This window comes from Ekhidna sp. (assembly GCF_965228795.1).
In the GTDB taxonomy this organism is placed as follows: Bacteria; Bacteroidota; Bacteroidia; order Cytophagales; family Cyclobacteriaceae; genus Ekhidna.
Genome location: NZ_OZ245839.1, coordinates 3,719,929 through 3,745,726, shown reverse-complemented (window position 1 = coordinate 3,745,726; position 25,798 = coordinate 3,719,929). Strand labels below are relative to the sequence as shown.

The following is a 25,798-nucleotide window of genomic DNA, read 5'->3' as shown; positions in this document are numbered from 1 at the left end:
TTAGACCTCCATTATCATTTATTTATTAAATAATCAGCAGTCGATTATTTGAACTTCATTGTGTTAATAAGTATTTTGCTTATCTAAATTTAGATATCTATTCCTCAACATTTCGTGTATTTTTGTGAAAGAAGATAGTGCCAATGGAAACACTCACAGCAGAAGAAAGAGCAGAAAGACGAGCAGCAAGAAGGGCTGCCAGGAAGGCTGCAAGAACTGAAAAAGAGTATACCATCTTATACGTTGATGATGAAATGCCTAACCTGCGTGGTTTCAAATCAACCTTTAGGCGACTTTACAATGTGCATACAGCTTTGGGTCCCCATGAAGCTTTGGAGGTTATCAAGAAAGAAAAAATAGATCTTATTGTTACAGATCACCGAATGCCGCACATGTCCGGGGTAGAGCTTTTGAAGGATGTATTTGCATTTAAGCCTGAAATAAAAAGAATGATCCTCAGTGGATTTATTAAAAGGGCAGATCTTTATGAAACAATTGGAGATTTCGGTATACATGATTTCGTGACTAAACCATGGGATTTTGAAGACCTCAACAATATTTTTCAGCGGATTCTTACAACGGACGCTGACGTGAAAGACTTTAGCAAGCTGGGTTAATCAGTTTTTTCGGCTAAGAATACCAGGGATATTTTTCTTCCCGATAAATCAATCTTCCCATTCAATTCGTTGGTCAATTTTTCAATGAGTGTTAGTCCGCTTTGAGAAAGTTCACTATCCTCAGTAAAGGATACTTCAAGTGTCATTTTATCTGAGTTTGAATCATAGTTGTTGGAAATTCGCTCCAAAGAAGAGGGTTCCGCTTCACTTAGTATTTTTTGAAGAATTATTCCCAATAGCAAGGCTTTTTCATGGAATACTAAAATATCTTCAAGCTCAACATGCATGTTGCTTATGCCTGAAGATTGGACAAAAGTGGCTATGAGTTTTTCCAGATACGGCTTAATGGCCACTTGTTTATAATCCTCTGTATGATAAAGTGGGTCGTGTGCCCTTGCAATGGTGTGTATGCTACTCGTGATTTCGGACAAACCTTCTTTAATATCAGGCTTTCCATGCGTTTCTAACTCTATTAAGCTATTGATTAGTAGTAAGTTGTTTTTAACCCTGTGATGTACAAGTCTCAACAGTTCCGTTTTTTCTTTCAGATTTTCAGCCTTTTCTGATTTGTAAACTTCTTGATTTTTCAACTCTACCTTAACACGCTTGAGGTTTTTCTTGGTAATGCTGGAAAAGGTATACGTTACAAAGATGTGAATGATAGTTATGGTCTGAACGACAACTAAATCAACCCAGCGCACTGCAGGAACATGTCTTGAGGGGTAGAGACCGAATTTCTCGGCGAATACGATGTATGCAAGGCAGATAATAACTGTAACAGTGGTGATGATAACTCCTCTTACGTTCATTACAAGACTTGAGAACAAAACGATTACAGGTAACACCATGATCCCCGTTTCGTGAACGCCGTTTCCAAGTGTGCAACTCAATGTAGTTGAGGCAATTAATATGGAAATCAAAATGATCATAGAGAGGTTGATCATTCCCTTGTTTAGAGCCCAGAAAGAGAACAGGCAAAAAATGGGTACGGTAAGTATTGTAAGAGCGATTTGAGCAAGCCCCAGCGAAAAATTGACAGCTGCCAGTATCACAGATACTAAAGGGATAATTAACAGAAATGTCTTTAAAAGATTAGTTACCTCTTTTTTGGAGTAGCTATCTAGCGTATTGTCATATGGAAGCCAATCAGATCGGTTCATACGATACCGGTAGATTTAAATGTGAGCTTCATTTCATTTGGCAGCTTTTCCAGCTTCCCTTTTAGTTGCTGCGGTAATAGATCCATTATCAATCCACTTTTTTCATACGTAGCATTCTCAAATCCACTTACAATTAATGTGATTAGGGAATCGGAATGGGCTAATCCCACCTTGAGTAGTGTGGGGCTGTGTTTATCAGCTTCAAGCATGAGCTCCAGCACACAGATACCATAGTATATCGCCTGATCCAGGCTGACGATACAGGCTGATTGTTCAGCATTAATGTGTAAAACAGGTGCATTTAAATCCTTTTCAAACTTTGGAACAAGTGTACGTGTAAAATCACCCAATTCTAATTGAATAGGTTCCTGTTCTTTCAAAAGTGTTTCATGTGCAGCCTCAATGACCAGTATTTTTCGTTCAAGGCTTCTAAATACACTTTTTAGTGTTTCAGTTTGCTTATCATCAATTCGGTTATCAATTAGATGTCTGATATGATTTAGGCTATTAATCACTGCTCGGTGAATTTCTTCAATGATTTCTTCTTTTTCGTCTATTTCCTTTATCAACTTATTTGCCTCTCTTTTGCTCACCTCTACTTCATGATTTGCATGTTTCAATGAATCTTTCATGTTATTTGTGAGGCTGAAAGCCACGAAACCACCCATAATTATTAAAAGGCTTGCTATGATGAAGTCTCCGGTGTTACCAGTAGGGACCGGGATGGGTTCGAAGAAATTGAATTTATCTCCGAGAACTAACCAAGCCAAACCAAGAATACTGAGTGAAGAGCTCGCAATCAACTGTCTCTGTTTAAGAACGATGCTGGAAAAGCCTATAAGTATTGGAAAACCTATTAAACCTATATCGTGAATTCCATTGCCAAAAGAACATACTACTGTAAGTAGAATGGTAAAAAACACAGCAATCATCATGACTGCTCTTCGCAGATGCCCTTTAAGAAATAAGTAGCGTGTGATGAATGAGAAGACAATGCCAGTGCCAATTACAATCGTCATGTCATAGTCACTTTGCAATAGCTGACGTATAAACACAACCAGTAGAAGTAGGGGCAATAAGATAAAACCAATATTAAGCACACTTGCTATACTGGCATGTTCACTGTTTTTATATTGCTTAGGCGTGTAATCGAAAACTCTCACTTCAGGCGTTTGGTAAATAAAACTACGATAAATAATCGATGTTGGGGTTTTCTATTATTATAGACCACTCATACAATTCCCATAACTTTCCGCTCTTTATCTCGTAACAAACCCGAACGAAAACCGATCTATGAAAACCCATGCCTACATGAGCGCCTTTTTGGTTGTGCTCACATTATCATCTTTTGCACAAAGTTTTAAACAATTTCAGCCCGGAGAAATCCGTCAAAAGCTAGAGAAGCTTAAGGTGCTGGGGTCAGTGCTTTATGTTGCCGCACACCCGGACGATGAAAACACACGGCTGATTGCATACTATGCTAACGAAGAGCTTATGCGAACGGCTTACCTTTCTGCAACGCGTGGCGATGGAGGTCAAAATCTAGTTGGGCCGGAAATTCGAGAAGAATTAGGGTTGATCCGAACGCAAGAGCTGCTTGCAGCTCGTTCAATTGATGGTGGACAACAATATTTCTCTCGAGCCAATGATTTTGGGTATTCAAAAAATCCGGATGAAACATTTACGATTTGGGACAGGGAGAAAGTATTAGCTGATTTTGTCTGGACGTTTAGGAAATTCAGACCTGATATTATCATTACACGTTTTGATTCCGATGGTAGATCACATGGTCACCATACTGCCAGTGCTATTCTAGCCAGAGAGGCTTTTAAGCTAAGCGGAGATGAAAATGCATTTCCGGAGCAATTATCTTATGTAGACCCCTGGCAGCCAAAAAAGATATTTTGGAATACCGGTTGGTGGTGGTTCAGAGATGGAGAAATGGATACCACACAGCTAAAAAAACTCAATGTGGGGCAATACAATCCGCTACTTGGAGAATCTTATTCTGAAATCGCAGCACGAAGCAGGAGCATGCACAAAAGCCAGGGCTTTGGGTCTTCCGGAAGCCGAGGTGATCAAACAGAATATTTATTTCAATGGGGAGGAGAAGAAACCGATAATCCTTTTGGGAATATTAATACCTCCTGGGGAAGAGTAAAAGGTTCAAAAGAGGTGGCTTTTTATATCGATAAAGCTATTTCGCTTTATGACGAAAAAAATCCTGAGGCAATTGTAGCTCCGCTTATGGGAGCACGTCAGGCACTAGATGAGGTTGATGATACCTTTTGGAGGGAGATTAAACAGAAAGAAATAGATGAGCTAATTGTAGCGGCTACAGGTCTTTATGTATCATTAAGAGCTAATGAGACCAGCTTTTCTGTCGGTGATTCCATAACCATTTCAGTGGAGGCAGTGAATCGTAGCAATGTAAAAATGACGTTGCAGGATATTGAATTTTCATCCTGGCCAAATCCCATTCAATTATCAGCTCCATTACCGAATAACAAACCGTTCTTCTCTGAAATGAATTTTACGATACCTTCAGGGATGAAATATAGTCACCCATATTGGTTAAGAGAAGATGGGGAGTTGGGCATGTATCAGGTGAATGATCAGGAAATGATCGGGAAGCCAGAAAATGATCCAGCTATTGAAGGAAAAGTGTCAATTAAGATAAATGAGGAAGAGCTAGCGTTGACAGTTCCAGTTGTATTTAAGCGAACTGATCCTGTAGAGGGAGAAGTAACAGAGCCTCTTTCTATAGGGCCTCCAGTGATGGTGAATATTTCTTCGGGTGTATTGGTTTTTGGAGATGGTCAATCCAAGTCAGTGAGTGTTCGTGTAATTGCAGGGAAAAGAGATTGTAAAGGGATCGTATCGTTGACTACTCCAAACGGATGGAATGTGTCACCTTCTGAATATCCATTCGCTTTAGATCAAAAAGGCCAGGAACAAGTCTTCACATTCACAATTACACCACCTCAGGAAGCTTCCGAGGGCTTTGTTGTAGCAAATGCTACTGTTGGTGGAAAAACTTACCAAAAGGGTCTTTCGGTTATTGATTATGATCATATTCCTAAACAGACACTTTACCCGGATGCTGAGGTGAAAGTGGTCAAGCTTGACTTGAAAAAGAAAGGAAACCTGATTGGATATATTGAGGGTGCCGGAGATGCTATTCCTGAGAACTTAGCCCAGATTGGTTATCAGGTGGAGTCGCTGGAAAAAGATGATCTGGAAGTATCAAAATTGAAAAAGTATGACGCTATTATACTGGGTGTCAGGGCTTTCAATACAGTAGATTGGCTGTCTTACAAAAACAAAGATCTTTTTGAGTATGTGAAGCAGGGGGGTAATCTGATTATTCAATATAATACCAGCCACCGATTGGTGACACAAGAAATAGCACCCTTTATGCTTAAGCTTTCCAGAGATCGTGTAGCTGTGGAGGCGGCCCCTGTAGAAATTGTAGCATTTGATCATCCGGTTATGAATTCACCGAATAGAATTACTGAAAAAGATTTCGAAAACTGGGTGCAGGAACGTGGACTCTATTTCCCAAATGAATGGTCTGAGGAGTTCACACCAATCTTAAAGAGTAATGATCCGGGAGAAAGTCCAAAAACCGGGGGCTTACTCGTCGCAAAGTATGGAGAGGGATACTATGTGTACTCCGGGTACAGCTGGTTTAGAGAATTACCAGCCGGAGTGCCCGGTGCTTACAGAATTTTTGTAAACTTGATATCCTTAGGTAAATGACAGAATTGATCTCTGAAAAGAACATAGACAAACCGCCTTTATTCAAAAAATGGCGCTTCCTCTACCTATTCGTAGCAGGATGGTTGGCTGTACTCATTATTTTGTTTCATCTATTTAGCTCTTCCTATTAGCATATGAACACCCTCGACTTGATTGTGCTGTTTGGCACACTAATTTTTATTGTGTCCTACGGCGTTTATAAAACGAGAGGTCAAAAAGATATTGAAGGGTATTTGCTGGGTGGCAATACCATGAAATGGGGCACCATCGGCCTTTCTGTAATGGCTACTCAGGCCAGTGCCATTACATTCATATCTACTCCCGGACAGGCGTATGAAAGCGGAATGGGATTTGTTCAGAACTATTTCGGTTTACCCATTGCGCTCATTGTTGTTTCGGCTGTTTTTATCCCGATATTCTATCGACTGAAAGTTTATACAGCTTATGAGTTTTTGGAAAAGCGATTTGATCTAAAGACCCGCTATTTAGGGGCCTCTCTTTTTCTGATACAAAGAGGACTGGCGGCCGGAATTACAATTTATGCTCCTGCTATTATTATATCTTCCATTTTACATTGGGACTTAACTACCACCATCCTTGGTACCGGAATATTGGTGATTATTTATACCGTATCAGGAGGAACAAAGGCTGTTTCCATCACACAGAAGCAGCAAATGTTTGTCATTATGGCGGGGATGTTTGCCGCCTTTTTTATGATAATCAATTACATCAATGATTTTACAAGCTTTGGTGGTGCATTGGAAATCGCAGGAAACCTTGGCAAGTTGGAGGCTGTGAACTTTAGTACAGATGCCGGTGAGCGATATACCATCTGGTCAGGGCTGACCGGCGGATTTTTTCTGGCCCTTTCTTATTTCGGCACGGATCAGTCGCAGGTACAAAGATATTTGGGTGGATCCAGTGCTGCGGAGAGTCGGATGGGGTTGATGTTCAATGCCATCTTGAAAATTCCAATGCAGTTCTTTATTCTGTTTGTCGGTGTGATGGTATATGTGTTTTTCATTTTCTACACACCTCCAATCCACTTTAAGGAAGCGTCAGTTGAAATCGTTCAAAACTCAGAATATGCTGAAGATTTTAATCGCCTAAATACTCAATATGGAGAAGTGCTGAAGGAGCGTCGAATTGCGGCGGAGGGCTTAGCTCAAGCTTCAATTTCTGATGATGAAAGAGAGCAGCTATCTAATGCATTACTTGATGCGGACACCAAATCGGTCAAGCTTAGAGAACAAGCAAAAGAGGTAATCTTAAAAGCAGACGAAACACTTGAAACAAAGGACTCTGATTATGTATTTCTCACCTTTATTATAACCTACCTTCCACATGGTTTAATTGGATTGTTGATTGCAGTGATTTTCTCTGCGGCAATGTCTTCAACTTCTTCTGAGCTTAATGCACTGGCCTCTACCACTCAAGTAGATTTTTATAAGCGAGCAATTAAGAAAGATGCTTCACCACATCATTACCTCAATACATCCAAGCTAATGACCTTTGGCTGGGGAGTGCTTGCGATTTTGTTTGCTATTTTGGCCAAGAACTCTGAGAACCTGATTGAAGCTGTAAATATTATAGGCTCAATTTTTTACGGCACTGTGCTCGGGATTTTTCTGGTAGCATTCTTCTTTAAAAAGGTAATGGGGAATGCCGTATTCATAGCGGCCATCATTGCTCAGACGGGCGTAATTGTTATTCACTTCATGACGGAGGCCGGAATCTTCTCATTGAGCTATCTGTGGTACAACGTGATCGGATGTGGAGGTACAATTGTATTAAGTTTGATTTTGCAGATAGCGCTACCTGCAAAACAAAGGTCTATTCACTGATGTTTAATTCATTTATTTAACATCTGATCTTTATATTCGTATGAAACCCTACAATCCTACATGTATGGCTGTAATGAGTATAAGAGTGGATGAAAAAAAGCGTAAAGCGCTTAAAATTTTAGCATCTACACAAGGCAAAACAATGAGTAGCATTTTATCAGAACTCATTGATAAATATATTGATCAGCATAAGTCATTGATTACTGCTGAACCAGAATCGGAATATATCTTAAGATTATCGAAAGCATCATTTGATGAGTGGGATAATGAGGAAGACGAAATCTACAATGAGTTATAATCAATGGGATATCCTTCTTGTACCTTTTCCATTTACGGACTTATCCAGTCAAAAGAAAAGGCCAGCCTTAGTTGTTTCACACGATAAGTATAATGCCGAGGGAGATGTCATCATCGGATTTATCACAAGTCAACTTTCCGGTAATCCGAAAATTGGGGACTACTTAATTGAAGAATGGGAAGAGGCTGGATTACCAAAACCATCCAAAATAAGAATGAAGTTGGCTACACTAAGTGATGAAATAGTTATTAAGAAAATCGGAAAAATGACTCCCAAAGATGTTACTTATTTTCATGAGGTATTAAAAGATTTTTTTATTTCAGGATAGCTTTATTAGTGTTCGTCTGGCTAAGCAAATCCATGTAGTGGTGTTACTGAATTTTTAAAACTAAACATTCATGATCCAAGAACACCAACAGCCATGAAAGTCGTCCTGACACTATTAGTGGTGAGACTACAAGAATTTCTGAAAACAAAAAAGCGTGAGCTGAGCCCACGCTTTTCGATCTTACTCGGTTTATAATTACTTCAGAGAAGCAATTAAGTCTTCATTTCTTTTTATATAACCAAAGTCACCATTCGGAAAGTTCTTCGCTTTTTCCATAGAATCTTTTGCCGTGGCGATTGCTTCTTTCTTCATGCCAAGCTTAGCCTGAATCTGAGCCTTGGTATGTACATGCCAGAATTGCCCTGAATTTTCACCCATAGAAAGGTACTTATTCATCCACTCTAGTGCCTGCTCCAGGTTTTCACCAGAAGCAAGGTAATAGTTGGCAGCAGCTACATAGTTTTGAGGGTTTACCTGCGTTTTAGCAGCTATATCCTTCATTACAGTTTCATGAAAGTCTACTGTGAAAGGCAACTTCCAGGAAGTGTTTGCCCATGCAAAATGAATGTTAGCTGATGTGTTGTCAGCACTAATGTCTGAAACTTGGAAAGTCATTCTCTCAACTGAATTAGCAGTTTTCGAAGACTTTACCTTTGTTTTTACTACAGCTAAACTATCATGATATGCAGCTTCATTTCCACCAATAGGGCTTGAAAGCAACATTACGTCCCACTCGTCTTTACCCGGGATTGAGGCAATTTGATATGTTCCAGCCTTCACATCTGTTCCAGCAACTTTTACATCTGTACTAAATGTGACCATCGAGCCCGCATTTGCTCCGGTTCTCCAGACTTCACCATACTGCTCTAAGAAAGCATCTCCGGTTCCAAAAATCTGTCTTCCCTTTACACCAGGTCTAAAATATTCGATCTTAACATCTGTTAACCCTACAGTGGAGCTAACAGATCCTGCCGGACTTGGTTGAGGTGTATTGATTTGTGCTGTAGCACCAAACGCGACTAGCACGCATAGTGAGATTAGATTTGTGATTCGTTTCATTTGTTAAAAGGTTTTTTATGGTTTTCGAAATTAATACATCCATTTACGAAAAACTCCCAAGATCGTTTTACTTAAGGGAGGATGTCGTGCAAATAGCAAAGGATCTTTTAGGTAAGGTACTTATAACTAACATGGATGGGGTAATTACCGCGGGAAAAATTGTAGAAACAGAAGCTTATTGTGGAAGAGGGGATAAAGCTTGTCATGCCAATGGGAAACGGACACCACGAACAGAAGTGATGTATGGCGAAGGAGGTCATGCCTACGTTTACTTATGCTATGGTATTCATCACTTGGCCAATGTGGTTACCAACCATGAAGGGCAGGCAGATGCTGTGCTGATACGTGCTTTAGAGCCTATGGAGGGAATTGATACCATGGAAGAACGAAGAAAATACACCAAAGCAAAGCTGGCTTCAGGTCCGGGCACCTTATCAGAAGCGATGGGCATCCATGTTCGGATGACCGGGACTGATCTGCTTTCGGATCAGCTATGGATTGGGAGAAGCGAAACTGAAGAAAAATTTGAAATTTTATCTGACACACGCATTGGAGTAGAATACGCCGAAGAAGATGCATTAAAGCCGTGGCGCTTTATCATTGCGGGAAATAAGTTTGTGAGTAAAGGCATAAAAAAAAGTCCGGCTAACCACACCGGACTCAAATAATTCACTAGCTGTTTAGCTTTGTCACCAACTAACCAATAGAGAAACTTTACAAGTACAATAATATATATGAATATTTATATATTCAAATGTTTATCACAAAAAAATTAAATTAATTAGTTGAAAAGTTCAATAAACATATTTTTACTCTGCTCAAGTCTCATTACCAGCGCGCAAATAGCTTTTGAAGACTCAGGAAAAGCTGTCGATTCATTAAACACACACTACGGACAAAATTACCTGGTGCTTGACCCTTTGTCAGAAAGAATGGCATTTACTCAGGATCGAAGTGGCTTATCAGATTCTTTCATTGAAAAGCAAAGCATAAACGGTAAGGAAATCATACTTTTTACTGATTGGTTGGATAAGCCGGGCATGGTGAGTCCATTAGGATTCCACGAAGGTTGGATTTATTTCAATAAGGTTATACGTGAGTTAGGTATTTACAAGGGGGGTGTTTTTCGCACCCAATCCGTCAATATGAAGCCAGAGCGTGTTGAGATTCCTTTTTTTAAGAATAAGGCTCCTGTTCAAAGCGGTTGTATTTCAAAAGATGGGAAGTACATGATCTTAAGTATGGAAGCCAATCACACCTATGGAGTTGAGGATTTATATGTAGTTGAGCGTAACTATGATGGAAGTTGGAGTAGGGCGAAAAACCTGGGGGCACAATTGAATACTGCTTACCAGGAAGTGACTCCTTTTCTAGCAGAGGATAACAAGACCTTATTCTTCGCAACAAATGGTCGTGGTGGTGCAGGGAGTTTTGATCTCTTTTACACGGTAAGGTTGGATAATTCCTGGAGAAACTGGAGTGAGCCTATTAATCTGGGGCCACAGATCAATACCTCTGGTGCAGAGACATCTTTTGCTTACAGGGATGGTGAGAAGCGGGCATTTTATGTAAGTTCACAAGACAGTGATGCTTATGGTGACATAATGCAAATTAGGTTTAAGGAGGATATTGAAGAGGATACAACAACATTAGCTAAACCAGATCCTGTTGCCAAGAGGCAACCTGAAGTAGATAATCGTTTAATCCTTAAAGTTGTGGATGCACAAACAGAGGAGGTTATTCCTGCAGAGCTTATTGCTGCAGATGAGCGAAAAATAAGTGCCAATGGGACTTTTGAAATTGACTCGTTAACGGGTGAAGAAGTAGAGATCAAATCTGCAGGATATTTACCTAAGATGCTTATGCTCGACGATCAATTATCTGTAGGTGAAAATGTGATCCGTTTATCCTCCGTTGCGAAGGGAAGTGTGATCACACTGGATCATGTCTTGTTTCAGCGCGGCACAGCGACCATGGTAGAGGGGTCTGAAAAAGAATTGAACCTGGTGGTAGAGGTGATGAATGACAATCCTGATATCAAAATTTTGCTTAAAGGTCACACTGATAATACCGGGGATCCTGTAAAGAATGTACAGTTATCAGAAGCTCGGGTAAAAGCGGTAAAAGCGTATATCCTTTCTCAAGGTATAAGTCCGTATCGAGTAAGTGGAAAGGGGTACGGAGGCAACCAGCCGCTTTATAGTAATGAAACAGAGGAAACGAGGAAGTTGAACCGAAGGGTAGAGTTTGAGGTAATTGAGGATTAGATTCTTTTCATAGCCACCTTTTCAATACCTACCTCAGTCATCCATTTTCGAACGATTTGAAAATGAAAGCGTTTGTATAATGCAATTGCAGGATCATTGGCAGCTCCTGTCTCAACCGTGAAAACGGGTGCGTCGAATTGGTCAATAACATATTGTAATAACTGACTGCCAATGCCTCTTCTGAAAAACCGAGGGCTAACAACAAGGCTTTGGATATGCGTCGAATCGTCTTCTGAGGTGATCTCAATTACTCCGGCAAGGCTTTCATTTTCAAAGTGTCCATGAAATGCTGTACGAGCTTCAATGTAACCTGATAGTGGTCTTTTAAGTGGAGGAAAGTTATTTTCTGCATTTAGCAGCTTCGCTTCTACTGCGTAAGATTCCTGGAAAATCTCCCTAATCTTAGATGCTTCCTTAGGATTTTTATGATCTAGCTTTCTAATCATTGTTCAGTCACTCCCGTATGAAACAACGCATCTCCCCGGTTTACGACCGGATTGTTGTTGATGCTCAAGATATAGCAATCGTGTGTGGCTTTTACCTTTTTTTCATATTCGCCATATGGGTCAGAGATTACACCCATCACTTCACCTTTTTTCACAAAGGAGCCATTTCTGGCTTGTGCATAGTGCAATCCGGCTCTACTTGCCCTTGTCCATGAGGATTTAACGATTATGGTAGATGGTTTTGTCGCTTGAGGAGCATCTGTGATCATTCCCAGGTGTTTCATTACACGTTTCATTCCGGAAAGTCCTTCATCAATGGCAGGTTTTCTTAGTTTCAATGATTCACCTGCCTCATAAACAAGTACGCTTTTTTCTTTTTTACCAGCTTCTTTTCGAAGCGACTTGTCTCTAAAAGGTGAGTTGATGATAAATGGAGATGCAAACGCATTGGCCAATGCTTGATTTTTAGGGTCGTCCAGCATTGCCCGTACCTGTGGGTAGTTATTGATTTGTTTACCTCCTGTATGAAAATCAATGCCATAATCTATATATGGGAGTACTTCATCAGTCATGAAATATGCAAACTGACTCGCCAAAGAGCCGTTTTTATTTCCGGGAAAAGAACGATTTACATCTTTGCCGTCAGGAACTTCTCTACTAAAATTTATGAATCCAAATACATTAAAAACCGGTATTAGAATCACCCTTCCGGATGCTACCATATAAAGCTTTTGGGTAATGATCCGACGCATGATTTCCACTCCATTAATCTCATCACCATGCATGCCTGCCATCAATAGTAAGGTTGGACCTTCTTGTTTTGCCTCGTAAGAGAAAATAGGTATCTCGATGACCGTTCCGGAAGGAAGACGGGCAGTAGGGATATTTTGACGGTGAAGCTTCTCTGTTTTTAAATCAAAATTCATTTTGGATCTCTTTATCTATGCTGGCAATGAGTCGGTTTACATTTTGGATGCATGCTTCGTATATCGAGCTCACAAAATTTCTTTCAAATTGGACAAGTTCTAGTCTCATTTGTACATCTGTGGAAGTAATCCAGTCTGTTTCACCCTGCTCTAATTGGTCGAAGTAAGTCAGTACAATGTGTTGATAGTGGTGGGTGAATTGACTCGGCTGATAATGTTCTTCAATTTTTTCGATAACCACATAATCGAAATCATATAACCTGAGAATTTGAATGCGCAGACTATCATTTGAAATGAGATCCACACCTCGTGCTTTTAGTGTTTCAAATGCACTGGTTTGTGGACTGAAAATAAAATCCCTTAATGCGGAACCAAAAGCATTACCGATATTACCGGGATAATTAGGCGGACCAGCCTGCAAGTTTCTAATATGCTCCAAGGCACCTTTATGTCCGTTGAAATTGTCTTGAAGATCAATGAGATCAAGTTCTAAATTCGATTTGATCTCTTTCAGCATTTTTTCTTCCAGATTTTTAGTGGCACGAGCCTCTTTCCAGTTGTTTAGCGAAAATGCAATTAGTATTCCTACGGTAACAACAGCTACTTCAATCAGTATTTGGCTGAGTTTAATATTTACCTTCTTTGCCATGCACTAAAAATAGTCAAAGAAGCATTCATTATATTGCCGATCAATTAAATCGCTATGCTGAACGATAAGAAAACCATCAACGCCTGGTGCCTTTATGACTGGGCCAACTCGGTCTATTCGCTTACCATTACATCTGCTATTTTTCCAATCTACTACCAGAATGTAGCGGTTAATGCCAGCGGTGGTGATCGCATTGATTTCTTCGGAGTGGAGATCGTAAACTCAGTGCTTTATTCTTATGCACTTTCAGCTAGCTTTTTGATGGTGGCTATTGTTTTACCCATACTTTCAGGGATTGCGGATTACGCCGGGAAAAAGAAGTTCTTTTTAAAAATTTTCATGTTTATAGGCTCTTTCTCATGTATTGGGCTCTTCTTTTTCACTGGTGAAAATGTAGAGTGGGGGATTTTATGTTCGGTGATGGCCAGTGTAGGTTACTCCGGGAGTCTGGTGTTTTACGACGCATTTTTGAATGAAATCGTAACCGAGGACAAACGGGATATTGTCAGTGCGCGTGGATATTCGTATGGATATGTTGGAGGAGTTATTCTGTTGGTCATCAATTTGGCCACCATTCAAATGCCTGAAACGTTTGGCCTTGCTGATGCAGGCATTGCATCACGTGTAGCATTTTTAACCGTGGGTGTGTGGTGGATTGGCTTTTCACTTTATGCCATTTCCAAACTTCCCGAAAATCCACATGGTAGAAAGCCTGAAGGGCACTACCTGACGAACGGATATCGTGAATTAAGAAAAGTATGGAGGCAGCTAAAAGAGATGGATGGTATGCGTAAGTTTCTTTTGGCATTCTTTTTTTACAATATGGGCGTACAAACAGTCATGTATTTAGCAGCAACCTTCGGTTCTAAAGAATTAAAAATGGAAGCGAGTAAGCTGATTATGACGGTACTTTTGATACAGTTTGTAGCGATTGCCGGAGCATACCTTTTCGCTTACATTTCAAAGAAGCAGGGAAACATTCGATCGCTGGCCATTCAGATTGTGATTTGGATTGGATGTTGCCTTGGAGCATATTTCGTAAATGCAGAACCACAGTTCTTTGCTTTAGCCGCAGTTGTTGGGTTGGTCATGGGGGGTATTCAGTCACTTTCCAGAGCAACTTATTCTAAGATTATGCCGAAAGAAACAGTAGATACTGCTTCCTTTTTTAGTTTTTATGATGTGACGTACAATGTTTCTATTGTGATAGGAACATTTGTTTATGGCTACATCGAGCAGGTAACGGGAAGCATGCGAAACAGCACCTTGGCACTCGCATCTTTTTTTATTATCGGAATGATTTTCCTCTCACAAGTGAAGTTGAAAAATGCAGCGACTCAAGCTTCCTGAGTTTGATTATCAAGTTGAGGGTAGCCGCATCTTCTGCTTAATCAGGAAAAAGTGGATCGTTTTAACGCCTGAAGAGTGGGTAAGGCAGCATTTCATCAACCTGTTAGTTTCGCATCTGGGATATCCAAAAGGTCTATTTAAGCTAGAGCAAATCATGTCCTACTTTAAAAATCAAAAGCGATCAGACATTGTAGTTCTTGATCGGGAAGGGCATGTGTTTTTGTTAGTAGAGTGCAAGGCTCCATCAGTAAAGTTGGATCAGAAGGTGCTTGGACAGGTATCTGCTTATAACAAAGTATTAGATGCCAGATTTTTAGCTATAACTAACGGCATGAAGCATTTCATATGGAAGAAAGAAGAGGCAGGATTTCAACAGATAAAGGATTTTCCTTTTTATGAATTGTGACAGGTACCTATATTAGCATTGTGAAAATCTCTAAAAAAGAATATCATGACAAACAAAACCAGGCTACAGGTGCTTTGATAATGTCAATTCTCGCACTAGTCATGATTGTGTTTCACGCGTATCGTGTTTTGGTTAATGGTGAGCCTTTTGAATGGGAAAGGTGGATAGGTTGGGTAATCATGTTTCCCGGAATGTTCCTTGGTTGGAGATATAGAGAGCGAATATTGAAAAAATATAGTGAAAGTGAATAGATCAAGAGGTCAGCTATTTCTAATCATTGCATTATCGCTTTATGTTGTATCTAAGGCAGTAAATATATTTTACTTTGATAAAGAGCCAAATACTCTTGATTATTGGGTAATCGCTGTTTGGACCCTGCTGATTTTGCCGGGATTTATTATTAGGTTCATTAGGACTAGAAAATCAGGTAATGCCAATAAGTGATAAAAAACGCAGATGGTGGCAATTAGTTGGAGCGATTCTGATGTTCTTGGGTGTTATTTTTAATTTGTACAGATACTTCTTTACTCAGGATTCGGATTGGCTACAAATAGCTATTGCACTGTGCTGGTTGCCTCTGGGAGTGCTGTTTTACCTGCAATCGAGAGATATTATAAAAACGGCCAGAAAGAAGTAAGGCATCAAAAACTGAAAGATTCTCGTTACATTTGTCACACAGTCTGCTGAAGCTTTGAAATACAAACCACCCACTAAAATTCAAAGCAGATGAAGAGTTTATTAGATCGTATTCCTCCATTTTTCAAGAATTTTTATTTCTTGTCCACGTTTTTCTTCGTGGTTTGGCTTGCCTTTATAGATAGCAATGATTTGTTTTTACAGGCTCAGCTTTCCGGTAAAAAAGCAGAGCTAGAAGAAGCACGCGAGTTCTATCATGAAAAGATATTGCAAGTGAAGAATGACCAGGCGGCTCTGAATAACAATCCCGATCTGTTAGAAAAAATGGCTCGTGAGAAATACCTCATGAAAAAACCGAACGAAGACTTATTCATTGTCGTAAGAGAAGACTAATGAAATCGCTAATAACAATTTTCTTCCTTCTATTTACATGTGGGCTGTATGCCCAAAACCAGCTCTCAGACAAAATCTACTTTGGAGGGGGAGGTGGTTTTAGTACAAGTTCCAATCAAACGAATATAAGCGTCTTCCCTCAGGTTGGTTACAAGATCACTGAGAGGTACTCAGCAGGTGTGGGTGTTACGTATCAGTATGTGAAAATAAAACGACCCATTGATGCATCGCTTTCAAATTTTGGTTGGAGTATCTTTAATCGATTTAACATTACCAGGCAGTTTTTTGCATACGGTGAATTTGAGCGATTAAGATTTGAATATTTTACATCTTTCTCTCCGGAGCAAACAGCTAAATCTTCTTTTAACAGCCTCTTACTAGGAGCTGGCTATTCTGAGCAACTTGCCGGACGAGCGTCCTTCAATATTATGGCGCTTTATAATATCCTTTATGACGAGTCAGACACAATCAGGCCATACAACAGTCCTTGGGTGATACGAGCAGGAGTTGGTATTGGGATTTTCTAAACTAGTATTTAACTAAATATGAAACGACAAGTAAGCAAAAAGGTGGTCAATATCATTTTGTTTTTGATCGTAATCATCTTTCTATTAAGTCTTGGCCTTAATTGGGGTGAGTTTATGAGCGGCTTTAATGATGGCTATAATAGCAACTGATTAATTATCAGATATGTCGAATTCCAGCTCCAATAGCTCACTGTAATCATTTGCCATCTCTTTCATTTCCAAATCATCTTTTTCATAATACCAGTGTATCGTGGTGTGATTATGGCCTAATCCTGCTTTAATTGATTTTAACAGGTCCAGGAGAGATTTGGCAGCTCTTACATTAAAAACTTTTAGCTTGATGTTTAGGTCAATAAACGGAAAGGATTCCAACTTACTTTTCATGTCTGTAATGACCTGCGAATAAGCCGTCAGATCTGAGCAAGTGCATACACCGGAAATCAGTGCTGATCTGGTCTTTGCATCCATCATTACCGCAGGCGAGGTTTGGGTGGCTTTCTTAAAATAATCCATTCAAAAGAGTGTTAGGGTGTAGTGATTAAACTCTAACCCTTAAGGCTGGTTCATATCATTAGTCAAGCCTCATGTATACGTCGGTGAACGCTCAACATTTTTCGGTGAGATGATATTTAGTTCTGGGTGATTCTTAAAGATTTAATCACTCGTTTAAAGATCACTTCATATTTCTTTTTTTCGCTTTCAGGTGCGGATGTGATTATTTCCCATCTTTGGTTGTAATTATTGAATAAATAACGCTGCTGATGGTACGACTCCTGATGGATAATGGCCCTTGTAGTGCCCGTTTGGAGTTCATACTTTCCGACTTCAACAACATTCGGTGTTGGCAACTCAGTTACTGTGTAATCCTCTGGTTGCATGATTTCAGGAGCTTTGCTAACACCTAAAGGCGAAGCATCTTCAAAGTAGGTAATCGTAAAATAGGTATTGCTGGTGTCATGAACGGATGGACTCAGTTTAACAACATAACCATTGTCAAATACTTCCCAATTTTTAGGCTTTTTAAAACTAAATGTTAAGTCAGGGTCATCATAGGAAACTCTTTGACCCACTGCGAAAAAATGAAAAACAAAAAGCAGGAGCAGGCTAATTATAGTCCGCATATCTCTTATTAACTGTTTCAATTGATCGTAAGATCATTTTTTCTAAAATATCAAGGTCGATATCATCAAGCTTTTTGAAATACAGGCAGCCAACACTTTTCTTATACTTTCCCAATTTTTCAAGTAAGTCCTCCTGATTCTCAAAGCCTCCCATGATATAAACGCTCATGTTTTGTTTCCTTGGCGAAAATCCTGCCAAAAACCAATCACCTTCTCTTCCACTCTTATATTTATAGTGATACTTACCAAACCCAATTAGAGAATTTCCCCACATGACAGGCTCCATTTCAGTGATGCGCTTCATTAAGCGTAGCAACTCTCGAGCATCGTTACGTTTCCATTCAGGTTCTACAGAATCAATGAATGCTTCTACGCTTTGATTGCTGGGTTGGGTTTTGAGTTCAGACATGATTTGTCAATGATGACTATTTGTATAGCTAGCGGATCTCAGCAAAAAGAGGGTAACCAGCATGAGAAAAATCACTCCTATCCAGAGATATGCTGTTGCTAACACGGGAAGAGCTATTAGCAAAATGCCAATTCCAAATCCAATAAATGTGAACATACGGAAACGAGAAATGGAGTTGATCTTTAATGGGTTTTTAGCAATCAATAATCTCATATTAGCACCAAAAACAGCAATGGAAATAAGTGAAGCGAGCAGGGTAGCCAGAAAGTAAAGTAAAAACTCGGCTGTTTTTAAATCAAAGGAATAGCTAAGACCCATAAATAATGCTAATGTTGAAGTAAGTAAAGCTCCAATTGATGCAGATTGTACAATCGGGTTTTTTCTGAATCGAAGTAATAAGCCTGCACAAAAAGATATTAAGAATAACCCAATAAAAAATGAGTTTAATGCATCGGGGTTTCCCGGATACATTACAGATCGAGTATGTAAGAATTCTGAGATTATTAATATCGTTATAGTGCCAGATAGGAGAACTAAAAGAGATTTATTCAGCAAGCTTGACTTCATGGGTGTCTTAGATGTTTGAAATCAATTTACTTGACAAAAAGTTTATTTACAAAATTTGGAATGTTCGGCTACTTAAGAGGTAGAGAAACTCCCAATTTTTCTCCCAATTCATTTAGATCCTCAACCACGGGATCAAGTAAATCAATCCCATTCTTCAACCGATCTGCAGTCATCTCTCTTTCCGGATCTCCGGGGATGAGTACTTTTTCTTCCGGATTTACCGTTTCTGAAGCTCTGAATCGTTCGATCCAGTTGTCCATGTGAGACTTAAACTCCTCTCCATCACGGAATGCATCTATACGCATTGCACCAAAGAAATGACCAAGTCCTTCGCCCACAGGATTAGGAGCAGGATCAATAAATGCAACAAATGGTGGCACCCACGGGCCATAGTTGGCTCCTGACAGGACTGCAGAAAGAATATCTACAACAGCACCTAGCGCATATCCTTTATGAGAACCATGTTCACGATCTCCTCCGAGTGGACGCATAGAGCCTCCTTTCATCAGCCCTTTGGCATCAGTAGTAATGTGTCCTTCTTTGTCTTGCAACCATCCCTCAGGCGCATCTTGTCCCTTTCTCTGCAAGACTTCCAACTTACCGTTTGCAGCTGTAGTGGTAGCCATGTCCAGTACGAATGGAGGCTGGTTTTTAGTGGGGATCGCGATAGAAATGGGATTGGTTCCTAATAATCGCTCTTTCGAGAAGGTAGGTGAGACTAAAGGGCTGGCATTCGTCAAGGAGATACCAATACAATCCGCTTCAAGCGCCATCATGGCGTGATATCCTGCTATCCCATAGTGATTTGAGTTTTTCACGGATACCCATCCTGACCCAACATTCTTAGCCTTTTCAATGGCTATTTTCATGGCATGAGGCCCAACAACCAACCCAAGCCCCAGATCTCCATCTACTACAGCAGTGGATGGAGTTTCATGCACAATCTTGATGTCGGGCGTTGAATTAAGCCTTTCTTTTTCATGCAGGCGGATATAGCCTGAGAGACGCGCAACTCCGTGTGAATCCACACCTCTGAGATCAGCACTTACCAGAACATCCGCAGCTTGCTTTGCTTCATCTTCCGGACATCCAATTTTAATGAAAATGTTTTTGGCGAATTGCCTAAGTTCTTCCGCAGAAAAAATCATGCGGCGAAATTACGCATTTAGAGTTATTCTGATTCTATTGATTGCTGAAGTTGATCTAGTACATTATAAAGTATCCCTTCTTTAAGCGCGTAAGCTGAAATGCGAATGTTAGTCAGACTAAGCTTTTCAACAATGTAGTCGATCAGCACACAAGCAACTACAATCATATCTACTCGCATTTCAATCATTCCAGGAATCTTCAGGCGTTCTTCACGACTTTTGCTGATCAGATCTTCGTAGATACTGTTAAAGACATTTTTACCAAAGAGATATTCCGTGGCTTTCGGATCCCTTTCAATGCCTTTTTCCTCGCAATAGATATCACTCAGTGTGTCAAAGGTTCCTGAACATCCAATAAGCGTAGAAGGTTGGTGTTCCTTGCATGCCTCTACAAGTGGTTGTAATTCTGCATCAAAAAAAGCATGCAAATCGGCTATTTCATTTGAAGTAATCGGGTCAGCACGATGAAATTTTTCAACGAGTCGTTGGCCTCCCACTTCGAAGCTTCTTAACCAGTACGTTTTCCGAGAGTCAGCAATGATGAATTCGATACTACCACCACCAATATCCATAATGAGGTTTTTCTCAGCTCCAAGATCAAGTGCTTTGCTAGCACCCAGATGAATCAATTCTGCTTCTCTGGTCCCTGAAATCACCTCTATTTCAATTCCGGTCTGACTTTTTATTTCCTCAACCAGAGCGGCACCATTGCTTGCATTTCGTATAGCACTAGTAGCTGTTGCGAAAATTTTCTCGATTTGATGGTCTTCAATCGTTTTTTTAAACTCCTTTAAAGCAGCTACTGCACGATCCCAGGCAGATTCAGTGATTTCACCTTTATTGATTCCTTTCTCACCAATTTTCACCGCTTTTCGCTCACGATGAAGTATCTCATGCGCGTTTTTATCCACTTGAGCGATCATCAAGTGAAAGGTATTAGTGCCTAAATCAATAACTGCAATCCTCATAAACAGGCCGCAATATAGCAAATTGAGATTGAGAGTTTGGGGATTTGGAGGATAGATAATGTCTGATTCTAGATTGTCCATTGCTCACCTTATCTTTGGCGTTTTGCAATCGAATTATGAGCACAGAAAAACCAAAAACCGCAACTAACATACAATCCATTGAAGAGAAGATCGAGCGATTGGATTCCATGAATGAAGAAGCCCTGAAAGGCGGAGGGGAAGATCGTATAGCTAAACAGCATGAAAAAGGGAAGCTCACAGCCCGTGAGCGGATTGACTTGCTATTGGATGAAGGATCATTTCAGGAAATTGGGAAGTTTGTCACTCACCGAGCGACCGATTTCGGTATGGATAAGCAGAAGATTCTTGGTGATGGAGTGGTAACCGGATACGGAACCATTGATGGACGCCTTACCTATGTTTTCAGTCAGGATTTCACCGTTTTTGGCGGATCTCTTTCTGAGACATTTGCTGAGAAGATTGTCAAGATCATGGACATGGCTATGAAAAATGGTGCACCTGTGATCGGATTGAATGATTCCGGAGGAGCACGTATTCAGGAAGGAGTGGTATCTCTCGGAGGCTATGCGGATATCTTCTACAGAAACACACTAGCTTCTGGGGTAGTGCCTCAAATTTCTGCAATTCTGGGTCCATGTGCTGGCGGGGCGGTTTATTCACCGGCAATCACCGACTTCATCTTCATGGTGGAGCAAAGCAGCTACATGTTTGTAACCGGACCTAATGTGGTAAAAACCGTAACTCAAGAAGATGTAACGAGCGAAGAATTGGGAGGTGCCCAGGCACATGCATCAAAAAGTGGGGTGACCCATTTTGCTTGTGCTAACGAAGCAGAGTGTATTCGGCAGATCAAGCAATTGATGAGCTACATTCCTTCTAATTGTGAGGAAGAGCCTCCGATGCTGGATTACGAAGTTGGAGATGAAACAAGAAATGAGCTGGATGAGATTTTGCCTGACAATCCGAACCAACCATATGACATGCACGATGTGATCAATGGCATCATTGATAAAGACTCGTTTTTAGAAGTACATAAAGATTTTGCAGAGAATATCATCTGTGGTTTTGGAAGGCTTGCTGGAAGAAGTGTCGGAATTGTAGCCAATCAACCGATGAGTATGGCTGGTGTATTAGACATTCATTCCAGTACCAAAGGAGGACGTTTTGTTCGATTCTGCGATAGCTTCAATGTGCCATTGTTAGTATTGGTGGATGTGCCCGGATTCCTGCCTGGTACCGATCAGGAGTGGAATGGAATTATCACCAATGGAGCAAAGTTACTATATGCCTTCAGTGAAGCTACCGTTCCAAGGATTTCAGTAATTACAAGAAAAGCGTATGGTGGAGCCTATGATGTCATGAACTCCAAACATATCGGTGCGGACATGAACTACGCATGGCCGACAGCTGAGATTGCGGTAATGGGAGCTCAGGGTGCTTCTGAGATTATTTTCAGAAAAGAAATCAAGAAGGCAGACGATCCAAATGCTAAGCTTCAGGAAAAAATCAACGAATACACTGAGAAGTTTGCCAATCCATACATTGCAGCAGCGCGTGGCTTTGTGGACGAGGTGATCATGCCTCATAATACGCGAACGAAATTGATTCATGCATTTAAAATGCTGGAAAATAAAGTAGATAAGCTTCCAAGAAAGAAGCATGGAAATATTCCTTTGTAAGTTTTAAAAAAAATCCCCCTTTGGAGCGGTTCGACGTTTCGAGGGTAGGGGGAGGTTATAAATGAAAACTGCAATCATAACAGCAGCATCCAAAGGCATGGGACTCGCCTGTGCGGATAAATTAGCAGAGGAAGGCTATCAGATGGCTATCCTTTCCAGATCCTCTGAGATTCATGATCTGGCAGATAAGTTTGGTGGTATTGCTGTGCAAGGGTCAACAGACAATGAGGAAGATTTAAGAAGACTCGTAGACGCAACCATGGAAACCTATGGACAGATTGATGTAGTGGTGAATAATACCGGCCATCCGCCGAAAGGAGAGCTTCTTGAGTTGACCGACGATCAATGGAAAGAAGGGTTTGACCTGGCATTCATGAATGTCATTCGCATGTCTCGGCTGGTTGTTTCTTATATGAATGGAGGTGGTTCGATTGTCAATATTTCAACATTTGGTGCGAAAGAACCTTCACTGAGTTTTCCGATTTCATCGGTAGCAAGAACCGCTTTGAGTAGCTTCACCAAACTATTTGCAACAAAATACGGTGCTTCAAATATTCGAATGAATAATGTGCTGCCGGGTTTCATTGATAGCTATAAAGCAGATCAGGAAACAATCAATCAAATTCCGATGTTGCGACAAGGAACGCCCGGAGAGGTTGCTGACTTAGTGGCCTTTTTAGCGAGCGATAAATCAGAATATATCACAGGACAAGACTTCCTCATAGACGGAGGATTAGTAAAATCAATATAGATGATGCATAACTTATGAGAATAGTAGATTAATTCACATCTAGGAGGGAAGGGTTAGAAAGTTTGGCGGGCCAGCGTTGGCTCGTGTGTTGATAGCTTTCAAACTTTCTTGATTTTTTTGTTACTTTTTTCATCAAGGAAAAAAGTAAGGCATAGAAAAATATTTTGAAACAATCAGAAATACAGATATTCAATGGATACTAAAAGCAAAGACTTTCTCTATAAATACCTAAACAACGCTGCTCCAACAGGATTTGAGCAGGAAGGACAAAAAATATGGTTGGATTACATTAAGCCTTACGTTGATGACTATGAAGTTGACACCTACGGAAGTGTTTATGGAGTAGTAAACCCTGAGGCCAAGTATAAAGTGGTGATTGAAGCGCACGCGGATGAGATCAGCTGGTTTGTGAACTATATCACCGACAAAGGTTACATCTATGTTGTTAGAAATGGTGGATCTGATCATCAGATTGCTCCATCTATGCGAGTGAATCTGCATACGAAAGATGGTGTGGTCAAAGGAGTTTTCGGATGGCCGGCCATTCATGTGAGAAAAGACAAAGAGGATAACCCAACCTTGAAAAATATTTGCATCGATGTAGGAGCCGAAAGTAAGGAGGAAGTTGAGAAAATGGGTATCCATGTGGGAACTGTGGCAACCTTCCAGGATGAGCTTTTCGAAATGAATAAGAAGTATTTGGTTGGAAGAGCGCTGGACAATCGAATGGGCGGTTTCATGATTGCCGAAGTGGTTCGAAGACTTTCAGAAAAGAAAGTAAAACTACCATTTGGACTGTATGTGGTAAACTCTGTTCAGGAAGAGATTGGCCTGAGGGGTGCAGAAATGATCTCCAGGAGGATCAAACCGAATTTGGCAATCGTAACAGATGTGACCCATGACACACAATCTCCAATGTATGATAAGATCACGAGTGGAGACATGACGGCAGGAAAAGGTCCAGCGGTGACCTACGGCCCGGCAGTTCAGAATAATCTGCGTGACATGATCCTGGAAGTAGCTGAGAAAAACAAGATTCCATATCAGCGCATGGCAGCTTCCAGAACAACAGGAACGGATACCGACGCATTTGCATATTCTGATATTGGAGTGGCTTCTGCATTGATCTCACTTCCATTGAAGTACATGCATACGACTGTCGAAACGGTGCATAAGGATGACGTGGAAAATGTGATTCGATTGATATATGAAACAGTGGCTCAGATCAAAGACGGGCAGGATTTTACCTATTTTAAGTAATGAAAAAGATTCTCTTTTTAGGCTTGATTTTAATTTTTGCTGGTTGTGTAAGCAAGGACGGCACTTCTCTAAAAGGGAAGTGGTATGCGTATGCCGAGAGTGGAGACTACATGGAATTATGGTTAGGTGAAGATAAAGCCATGAGTTACCTGAGTGGTATCGATCAGTTCCTGCTTTATGATTTAAAGAGAGATGGTAAAACGCTTGATTTCTCGTTGATTGAAAGTAGAATCGTTGATGAGCATCATTTTCAGTTGGTAGTAAATAAATCAAGCGAGGAGCTTTTCCAAGCCGCATTCATTGGAGATAATAAGGTGGATTCATTGAAAACCTATTTCCTGTTAGATGCAAGTATTCCAGACATTAAAGGAAGCCTGAACGAAAATCAGGACTTAATGAATGAAATGTTCGAACGACTAGAGAGTGGATCACATGCAGGGCATGGTCATTAATCAATGATTTCTAAAACATATACCGATCAGATGGGGAGAGAGGTGACAATAGCCTCTCCACCTCGTCGGATTGTGTCATTAGTTCCCTCTCAGACAGAATTTTTGATTGATATTGGTGCCCTTGTAGTGGGACGGACTAAATTTTGCGTTCACCCAACTGATCAAGTCAAAGACCTTCCTGTAATTGGAGGTACGAAAAATTTTCATATCGATAAAATCAGGCAGCTTAAGCCGGATCTCATTATAGGGAATAAGGAAGAGAATTATCGTGAGGGTATCGAAGAACTTGAAAAGGAATTCCCTGTTTGGATGAGCGATATCTACACTCTGAAAGATTCCTTTGAAATGATGTCATCAATTGGTCAGCTTTGTGATTTGGAAGCTCCAGCTAAGGCAATTATTGGAGATTGTAAGAAGGCAACTGAAAATGTAAAAAGGACCAAATCAGGAAAGGTGATTTATCTGATCTGGAAAGACCCCTGGATGGCAGCCGGTAAAAACACTTTCATCGATCATTTGCTGAACCATCTAGGTTATGAAAATTTGATTACTGGGGATCGATACCCTGAACTAACCACCGAGCAAATTACCGATCTAAATCCTGAGAAAATTCTATTCAGTTCGGAACCCTTTCCATTCAAAGAAAAGCACCTGGAAAAAGCCAGAGGCCAATGGCCAAAAGCTGATTGCCAACTAGTAGACGGAGAGTTGTATAGCTGGTATGGGAGTCGTTTGAGGTTTTGGAGTAAGTAAT

Annotated in this window: 30 protein-coding genes; 18 read left to right on the top strand and 12 right to left on the bottom strand. The window is 40.4% G+C overall.

Features of this window, described 5'->3' with window-relative positions:
* The first annotated feature begins 143 nt into the window (after positions 1-143).
* Positions 144-617, top strand: a complete 474-nt coding sequence (locus ACQK2H_RS16855; RefSeq protein ID WP_425392550.1) for a response regulator — start codon at positions 144-146, stop codon at positions 615-617.
* On the opposite strand, the gene ACQK2H_RS16850 is transcribed toward ACQK2H_RS16855, so the two are convergent.
* The gene (locus tag ACQK2H_RS16850; protein WP_425392549.1) at positions 614-1,777 is read right to left on the bottom strand and encodes a sensor histidine kinase; all 1,164 of its coding nucleotides are present in this window, start codon (positions 1,775-1,777) and stop codon (positions 614-616) included. The two genes, ACQK2H_RS16855 and ACQK2H_RS16850, sit on opposite strands and share 4 nt — an antisense overlap.
* Positions 1,774-2,940 (bottom strand): histidine kinase dimerization/phosphoacceptor domain -containing protein, encoded by a 1,167-nt coding sequence (locus ACQK2H_RS16845; RefSeq protein WP_425392548.1) that lies wholly within the window; start codon positions 2,938-2,940, stop codon positions 1,774-1,776. Before ACQK2H_RS16845 ends, ACQK2H_RS16850 begins: the two co-directional genes overlap by 4 nt.
* A 148-nt stretch (positions 2,941-3,088) precedes the next feature.
* Here ACQK2H_RS16845 and ACQK2H_RS16840 point away from each other — a divergent pair, with 148 nt between their 5' ends.
* From ACQK2H_RS16840 to ACQK2H_RS16825, 4 genes are all read left to right on the top strand, one after another.
* Positions 3,089-5,539, top strand: a complete 2,451-nt coding sequence (locus ACQK2H_RS16840) for a PIG-L family deacetylase (RefSeq protein ID WP_425392547.1) — start codon at positions 3,089-3,091, stop codon at positions 5,537-5,539.
* A 134-nt stretch (positions 5,540-5,673) separates the two neighbouring features.
* A complete protein-coding gene (locus ACQK2H_RS16835) occupies positions 5,674-7,383 on the top strand; it encodes a sodium:solute symporter (RefSeq protein ID WP_425392546.1) in 1,710 nt (569 codons plus the stop codon).
* Between the two features lie 40 nt (positions 7,384-7,423).
* The gene (locus ACQK2H_RS16830; RefSeq protein WP_425392545.1) at positions 7,424-7,681 is read left to right on the top strand and encodes a hypothetical protein; all 258 of its coding nucleotides are present in this window, start codon (positions 7,424-7,426) and stop codon (positions 7,679-7,681) included.
* The gene (locus ACQK2H_RS16825) at positions 7,671-8,009 is read left to right on the top strand and encodes a type II toxin-antitoxin system PemK/MazF family toxin (RefSeq protein ID WP_425392544.1); all 339 of its coding nucleotides are present in this window, start codon (positions 7,671-7,673) and stop codon (positions 8,007-8,009) included. The genes ACQK2H_RS16830 and ACQK2H_RS16825 overlap by 11 nt, the downstream gene beginning before the upstream one ends.
* 195 nt (positions 8,010-8,204) lie before the next feature.
* On the opposite strand, the gene ACQK2H_RS16820 is transcribed toward ACQK2H_RS16825, so the two are convergent.
* On the bottom strand, positions 8,205-9,068 hold the full coding sequence (locus ACQK2H_RS16820; protein WP_425392543.1) for a DUF2911 domain-containing protein: 864 nt from the start codon (positions 9,066-9,068) through the stop codon (positions 8,205-8,207).
* 17 nt (positions 9,069-9,085) lie between these two features.
* Here ACQK2H_RS16820 and ACQK2H_RS16815 point away from each other — a divergent pair, with 17 nt between their 5' ends.
* Together ACQK2H_RS16815 and ACQK2H_RS16810 are read left to right on the top strand one after the other, a co-directional pair.
* Entirely contained in the window at positions 9,086-9,736 is a 651-nt protein-coding gene (locus tag ACQK2H_RS16815) for a DNA-3-methyladenine glycosylase (protein ID WP_425392542.1), read from the top strand.
* 117 nt (positions 9,737-9,853) lie between these two features.
* Positions 9,854-11,335 (top strand): OmpA family protein, encoded by a 1,482-nt coding sequence (locus ACQK2H_RS16810; protein ID WP_425392541.1) that lies wholly within the window; start codon positions 9,854-9,856, stop codon positions 11,333-11,335.
* On the opposite strand, the gene ACQK2H_RS16805 is transcribed toward ACQK2H_RS16810, so the two are convergent.
* The 3 genes from ACQK2H_RS16805 to ACQK2H_RS16795 are packed head-to-tail and all read right to left on the bottom strand — an operon-like array spanning position 11,332 to position 13,356.
* Positions 11,332-11,781: a GNAT family N-acetyltransferase gene (locus ACQK2H_RS16805; protein WP_425392540.1), complete on the bottom strand. Its 450-nt coding sequence runs from the start codon at positions 11,779-11,781 to the stop codon at positions 11,332-11,334. The genes ACQK2H_RS16810 and ACQK2H_RS16805 overlap by 4 nt on opposite strands.
* On the bottom strand, positions 11,778-12,707 hold the full coding sequence (locus ACQK2H_RS16800; RefSeq protein WP_425392539.1) for a succinylglutamate desuccinylase/aspartoacylase family protein: 930 nt from the start codon (positions 12,705-12,707) through the stop codon (positions 11,778-11,780). Before ACQK2H_RS16800 ends, ACQK2H_RS16805 begins: the two co-directional genes overlap by 4 nt.
* Complete coding sequence (locus ACQK2H_RS16795) at positions 12,697-13,356, bottom strand: DUF6090 family protein (protein WP_425392538.1); 660 nt, start codon at positions 13,354-13,356, stop codon at positions 12,697-12,699. The genes ACQK2H_RS16800 and ACQK2H_RS16795 overlap by 11 nt, the downstream gene beginning before the upstream one ends.
* 54 nt (positions 13,357-13,410) lie before the next feature.
* Between ACQK2H_RS16795 and ACQK2H_RS16790 the strand changes: the two genes are divergently transcribed.
* From ACQK2H_RS16790 to ACQK2H_RS16765, 6 genes are all read left to right on the top strand, one after another.
* Positions 13,411-14,706, top strand: a complete 1,296-nt coding sequence (locus tag ACQK2H_RS16790) for an MFS transporter (RefSeq protein ID WP_425392537.1) — start codon at positions 13,411-13,413, stop codon at positions 14,704-14,706.
* The gene (locus ACQK2H_RS16785; protein ID WP_425392536.1) at positions 14,684-15,112 is read left to right on the top strand and encodes a type I restriction enzyme HsdR N-terminal domain-containing protein; all 429 of its coding nucleotides are present in this window, start codon (positions 14,684-14,686) and stop codon (positions 15,110-15,112) included. Before ACQK2H_RS16790 ends, ACQK2H_RS16785 begins: the two co-directional genes overlap by 23 nt.
* A 20-nt stretch (positions 15,113-15,132) precedes the next feature.
* Positions 15,133-15,363: a hypothetical protein gene (locus tag ACQK2H_RS16780; RefSeq protein WP_425392535.1), complete on the top strand. Its 231-nt coding sequence runs from the start codon at positions 15,133-15,135 to the stop codon at positions 15,361-15,363.
* A 475-nt stretch (positions 15,364-15,838) separates the two neighbouring features.
* Positions 15,839-16,141, top strand: coding sequence for an FtsB family cell division protein (locus ACQK2H_RS16775; RefSeq protein ID WP_425392534.1), 303 nt, complete (start codon positions 15,839-15,841; stop codon positions 16,139-16,141).
* Complete coding sequence (locus tag ACQK2H_RS16770) at positions 16,141-16,668, top strand: hypothetical protein (RefSeq protein ID WP_425392533.1); 528 nt, start codon at positions 16,141-16,143, stop codon at positions 16,666-16,668. The genes ACQK2H_RS16775 and ACQK2H_RS16770 overlap by 1 nt, the downstream gene beginning before the upstream one ends.
* Positions 16,669-16,686: 18 nt before the next feature.
* Entirely contained in the window at positions 16,687-16,818 is a 132-nt protein-coding gene (locus tag ACQK2H_RS16765; protein WP_425392532.1) for a hypothetical protein, read from the top strand.
* Here ACQK2H_RS16765 and ACQK2H_RS16760 read toward each other — a convergent pair whose 3' ends face one another.
* The 6 genes from ACQK2H_RS16760 to ACQK2H_RS16735 form a co-directional block, all read right to left on the bottom strand.
* The gene (locus tag ACQK2H_RS16760; RefSeq protein ID WP_425392531.1) at positions 16,819-17,181 is read right to left on the bottom strand and encodes a SiaC family regulatory phosphoprotein; all 363 of its coding nucleotides are present in this window, start codon (positions 17,179-17,181) and stop codon (positions 16,819-16,821) included.
* A gap of 116 nt (positions 17,182-17,297) precedes the next feature.
* Positions 17,298-17,789: a hypothetical protein gene (locus ACQK2H_RS16755; protein ID WP_425392530.1), complete on the bottom strand. Its 492-nt coding sequence runs from the start codon at positions 17,787-17,789 to the stop codon at positions 17,298-17,300.
* Positions 17,773-18,198, bottom strand: a complete 426-nt coding sequence (locus ACQK2H_RS16750; RefSeq protein ID WP_425392529.1) for a DUF1801 domain-containing protein — start codon at positions 18,196-18,198, stop codon at positions 17,773-17,775. Before ACQK2H_RS16750 ends, ACQK2H_RS16755 begins: the two co-directional genes overlap by 17 nt.
* Before the next feature lie 6 nt (positions 18,199-18,204).
* Complete coding sequence (locus ACQK2H_RS16745) at positions 18,205-18,669, bottom strand: hypothetical protein (RefSeq protein ID WP_425392528.1); 465 nt, start codon at positions 18,667-18,669, stop codon at positions 18,205-18,207.
* A gap of 164 nt (positions 18,670-18,833) precedes the next feature.
* The gene (locus ACQK2H_RS16740) at positions 18,834-19,913 is read right to left on the bottom strand and encodes an Ldh family oxidoreductase (RefSeq protein WP_425392527.1); all 1,080 of its coding nucleotides are present in this window, start codon (positions 19,911-19,913) and stop codon (positions 18,834-18,836) included.
* Between the two features lie 23 nt (positions 19,914-19,936).
* Positions 19,937-20,881 carry an exopolyphosphatase gene (locus ACQK2H_RS16735; protein ID WP_425392526.1) on the bottom strand — a complete coding sequence of 315 codons (945 nt, stop codon included), beginning with the start codon at positions 20,879-20,881 and terminating at the stop codon, positions 19,937-19,939.
* 116 nt (positions 20,882-20,997) lie between these two features.
* Here ACQK2H_RS16735 and ACQK2H_RS16730 point away from each other — a divergent pair, with 116 nt between their 5' ends.
* From ACQK2H_RS16730 to ACQK2H_RS16710, 5 genes are all read left to right on the top strand, one after another.
* Positions 20,998-22,581, top strand: coding sequence for an acyl-CoA carboxylase subunit beta (locus ACQK2H_RS16730; RefSeq protein WP_425392525.1), 1,584 nt, complete (start codon positions 20,998-21,000; stop codon positions 22,579-22,581).
* A gap of 61 nt (positions 22,582-22,642) precedes the next feature.
* Positions 22,643-23,332, top strand: coding sequence for an SDR family oxidoreductase (locus ACQK2H_RS16725; protein WP_425392524.1), 690 nt, complete (start codon positions 22,643-22,645; stop codon positions 23,330-23,332).
* A gap of 192 nt (positions 23,333-23,524) precedes the next feature.
* Entirely contained in the window at positions 23,525-24,592 is a 1,068-nt protein-coding gene (locus ACQK2H_RS16720; RefSeq protein WP_425392523.1) for a M42 family metallopeptidase, read from the top strand.
* Positions 24,592-25,044, top strand: coding sequence for a hypothetical protein (locus ACQK2H_RS16715; protein WP_425392522.1), 453 nt, complete (start codon positions 24,592-24,594; stop codon positions 25,042-25,044). Before ACQK2H_RS16720 ends, ACQK2H_RS16715 begins: the two co-directional genes overlap by 1 nt.
* Before the next feature lie 3 nt (positions 25,045-25,047).
* Positions 25,048-25,797: a helical backbone metal receptor gene (locus ACQK2H_RS16710; protein ID WP_425392521.1), complete on the top strand. Its 750-nt coding sequence runs from the start codon at positions 25,048-25,050 to the stop codon at positions 25,795-25,797.
* Position 25,798 lies beyond the last annotated feature (1 nt).

Excerpts from the sequence above, each read along its gene's own strand:
- ACQK2H_RS16855 (WP_425392550.1), top strand. The coding sequence starts at position 144 with ATGGAAACACTCACAGCAGAAGAAAGAGCAGAAAGACGAGCAGCAAGA.
- ACQK2H_RS16850 (WP_425392549.1), bottom strand. The coding sequence starts at position 1,777 with ATGAACCGATCTGATTGGCTTCCATATGACAATACGCTAGATAGCTAC.
- ACQK2H_RS16840 (WP_425392547.1), top strand. The coding sequence starts at position 3,089 with ATGAGCGCCTTTTTGGTTGTGCTCACATTATCATCTTTTGCACAAAGT.
- ACQK2H_RS16835 (WP_425392546.1), top strand. The coding sequence starts at position 5,674 with ATGAACACCCTCGACTTGATTGTGCTGTTTGGCACACTAATTTTTATT.
- ACQK2H_RS16830 (WP_425392545.1), top strand. The coding sequence starts at position 7,424 with ATGAAACCCTACAATCCTACATGTATGGCTGTAATGAGTATAAGAGTG.
- ACQK2H_RS16825 (WP_425392544.1), top strand. The coding sequence starts at position 7,671 with ATGAGTTATAATCAATGGGATATCCTTCTTGTACCTTTTCCATTTACG.
- ACQK2H_RS16820 (WP_425392543.1), bottom strand. The coding sequence starts at position 9,068 with ATGAAACGAATCACAAATCTAATCTCACTATGCGTGCTAGTCGCGTTT.
- ACQK2H_RS16815 (WP_425392542.1), top strand. The coding sequence starts at position 9,086 with ATGGTTTTCGAAATTAATACATCCATTTACGAAAAACTCCCAAGATCG.
- ACQK2H_RS16805 (WP_425392540.1), bottom strand. The coding sequence starts at position 11,781 with ATGATTAGAAAGCTAGATCATAAAAATCCTAAGGAAGCATCTAAGATT.
- ACQK2H_RS16800 (WP_425392539.1), bottom strand. The coding sequence starts at position 12,707 with ATGAATTTTGATTTAAAAACAGAGAAGCTTCACCGTCAAAATATCCCT.
- ACQK2H_RS16795 (WP_425392538.1), bottom strand. The coding sequence starts at position 13,356 with ATGGCAAAGAAGGTAAATATTAAACTCAGCCAAATACTGATTGAAGTA.
- ACQK2H_RS16790 (WP_425392537.1), top strand. The coding sequence starts at position 13,411 with ATGCTGAACGATAAGAAAACCATCAACGCCTGGTGCCTTTATGACTGG.
- ACQK2H_RS16785 (WP_425392536.1), top strand. The coding sequence starts at position 14,684 with ATGCAGCGACTCAAGCTTCCTGAGTTTGATTATCAAGTTGAGGGTAGC.
- ACQK2H_RS16775 (WP_425392534.1), top strand. The coding sequence starts at position 15,839 with ATGAAGAGTTTATTAGATCGTATTCCTCCATTTTTCAAGAATTTTTAT.
- ACQK2H_RS16770 (WP_425392533.1), top strand. The coding sequence starts at position 16,141 with ATGAAATCGCTAATAACAATTTTCTTCCTTCTATTTACATGTGGGCTG.
- ACQK2H_RS16765 (WP_425392532.1), top strand. The coding sequence starts at position 16,687 with ATGAAACGACAAGTAAGCAAAAAGGTGGTCAATATCATTTTGTTTTTG.
- ACQK2H_RS16760 (WP_425392531.1), bottom strand. The coding sequence starts at position 17,181 with ATGGATTATTTTAAGAAAGCCACCCAAACCTCGCCTGCGGTAATGATG.
- ACQK2H_RS16755 (WP_425392530.1), bottom strand. The coding sequence starts at position 17,789 with ATGCGGACTATAATTAGCCTGCTCCTGCTTTTTGTTTTTCATTTTTTC.
- ACQK2H_RS16750 (WP_425392529.1), bottom strand. The coding sequence starts at position 18,198 with ATGTCTGAACTCAAAACCCAACCCAGCAATCAAAGCGTAGAAGCATTC.
- ACQK2H_RS16745 (WP_425392528.1), bottom strand. The coding sequence starts at position 18,669 with ATGTATCCGGGAAACCCCGATGCATTAAACTCATTTTTTATTGGGTTA.
- ACQK2H_RS16740 (WP_425392527.1), bottom strand. The coding sequence starts at position 19,913 with ATGATTTTTTCTGCGGAAGAACTTAGGCAATTCGCCAAAAACATTTTC.
- ACQK2H_RS16735 (WP_425392526.1), bottom strand. The coding sequence starts at position 20,881 with ATGAGGATTGCAGTTATTGATTTAGGCACTAATACCTTTCACTTGATG.
- ACQK2H_RS16730 (WP_425392525.1), top strand. The coding sequence starts at position 20,998 with ATGAGCACAGAAAAACCAAAAACCGCAACTAACATACAATCCATTGAA.
- ACQK2H_RS16725 (WP_425392524.1), top strand. The coding sequence starts at position 22,643 with ATGAAAACTGCAATCATAACAGCAGCATCCAAAGGCATGGGACTCGCC.
- ACQK2H_RS16720 (WP_425392523.1), top strand. The coding sequence starts at position 23,525 with ATGGATACTAAAAGCAAAGACTTTCTCTATAAATACCTAAACAACGCT.
- ACQK2H_RS16715 (WP_425392522.1), top strand. The coding sequence starts at position 24,592 with ATGAAAAAGATTCTCTTTTTAGGCTTGATTTTAATTTTTGCTGGTTGT.
- ACQK2H_RS16710 (WP_425392521.1), top strand. The coding sequence starts at position 25,048 with ATGATTTCTAAAACATATACCGATCAGATGGGGAGAGAGGTGACAATA.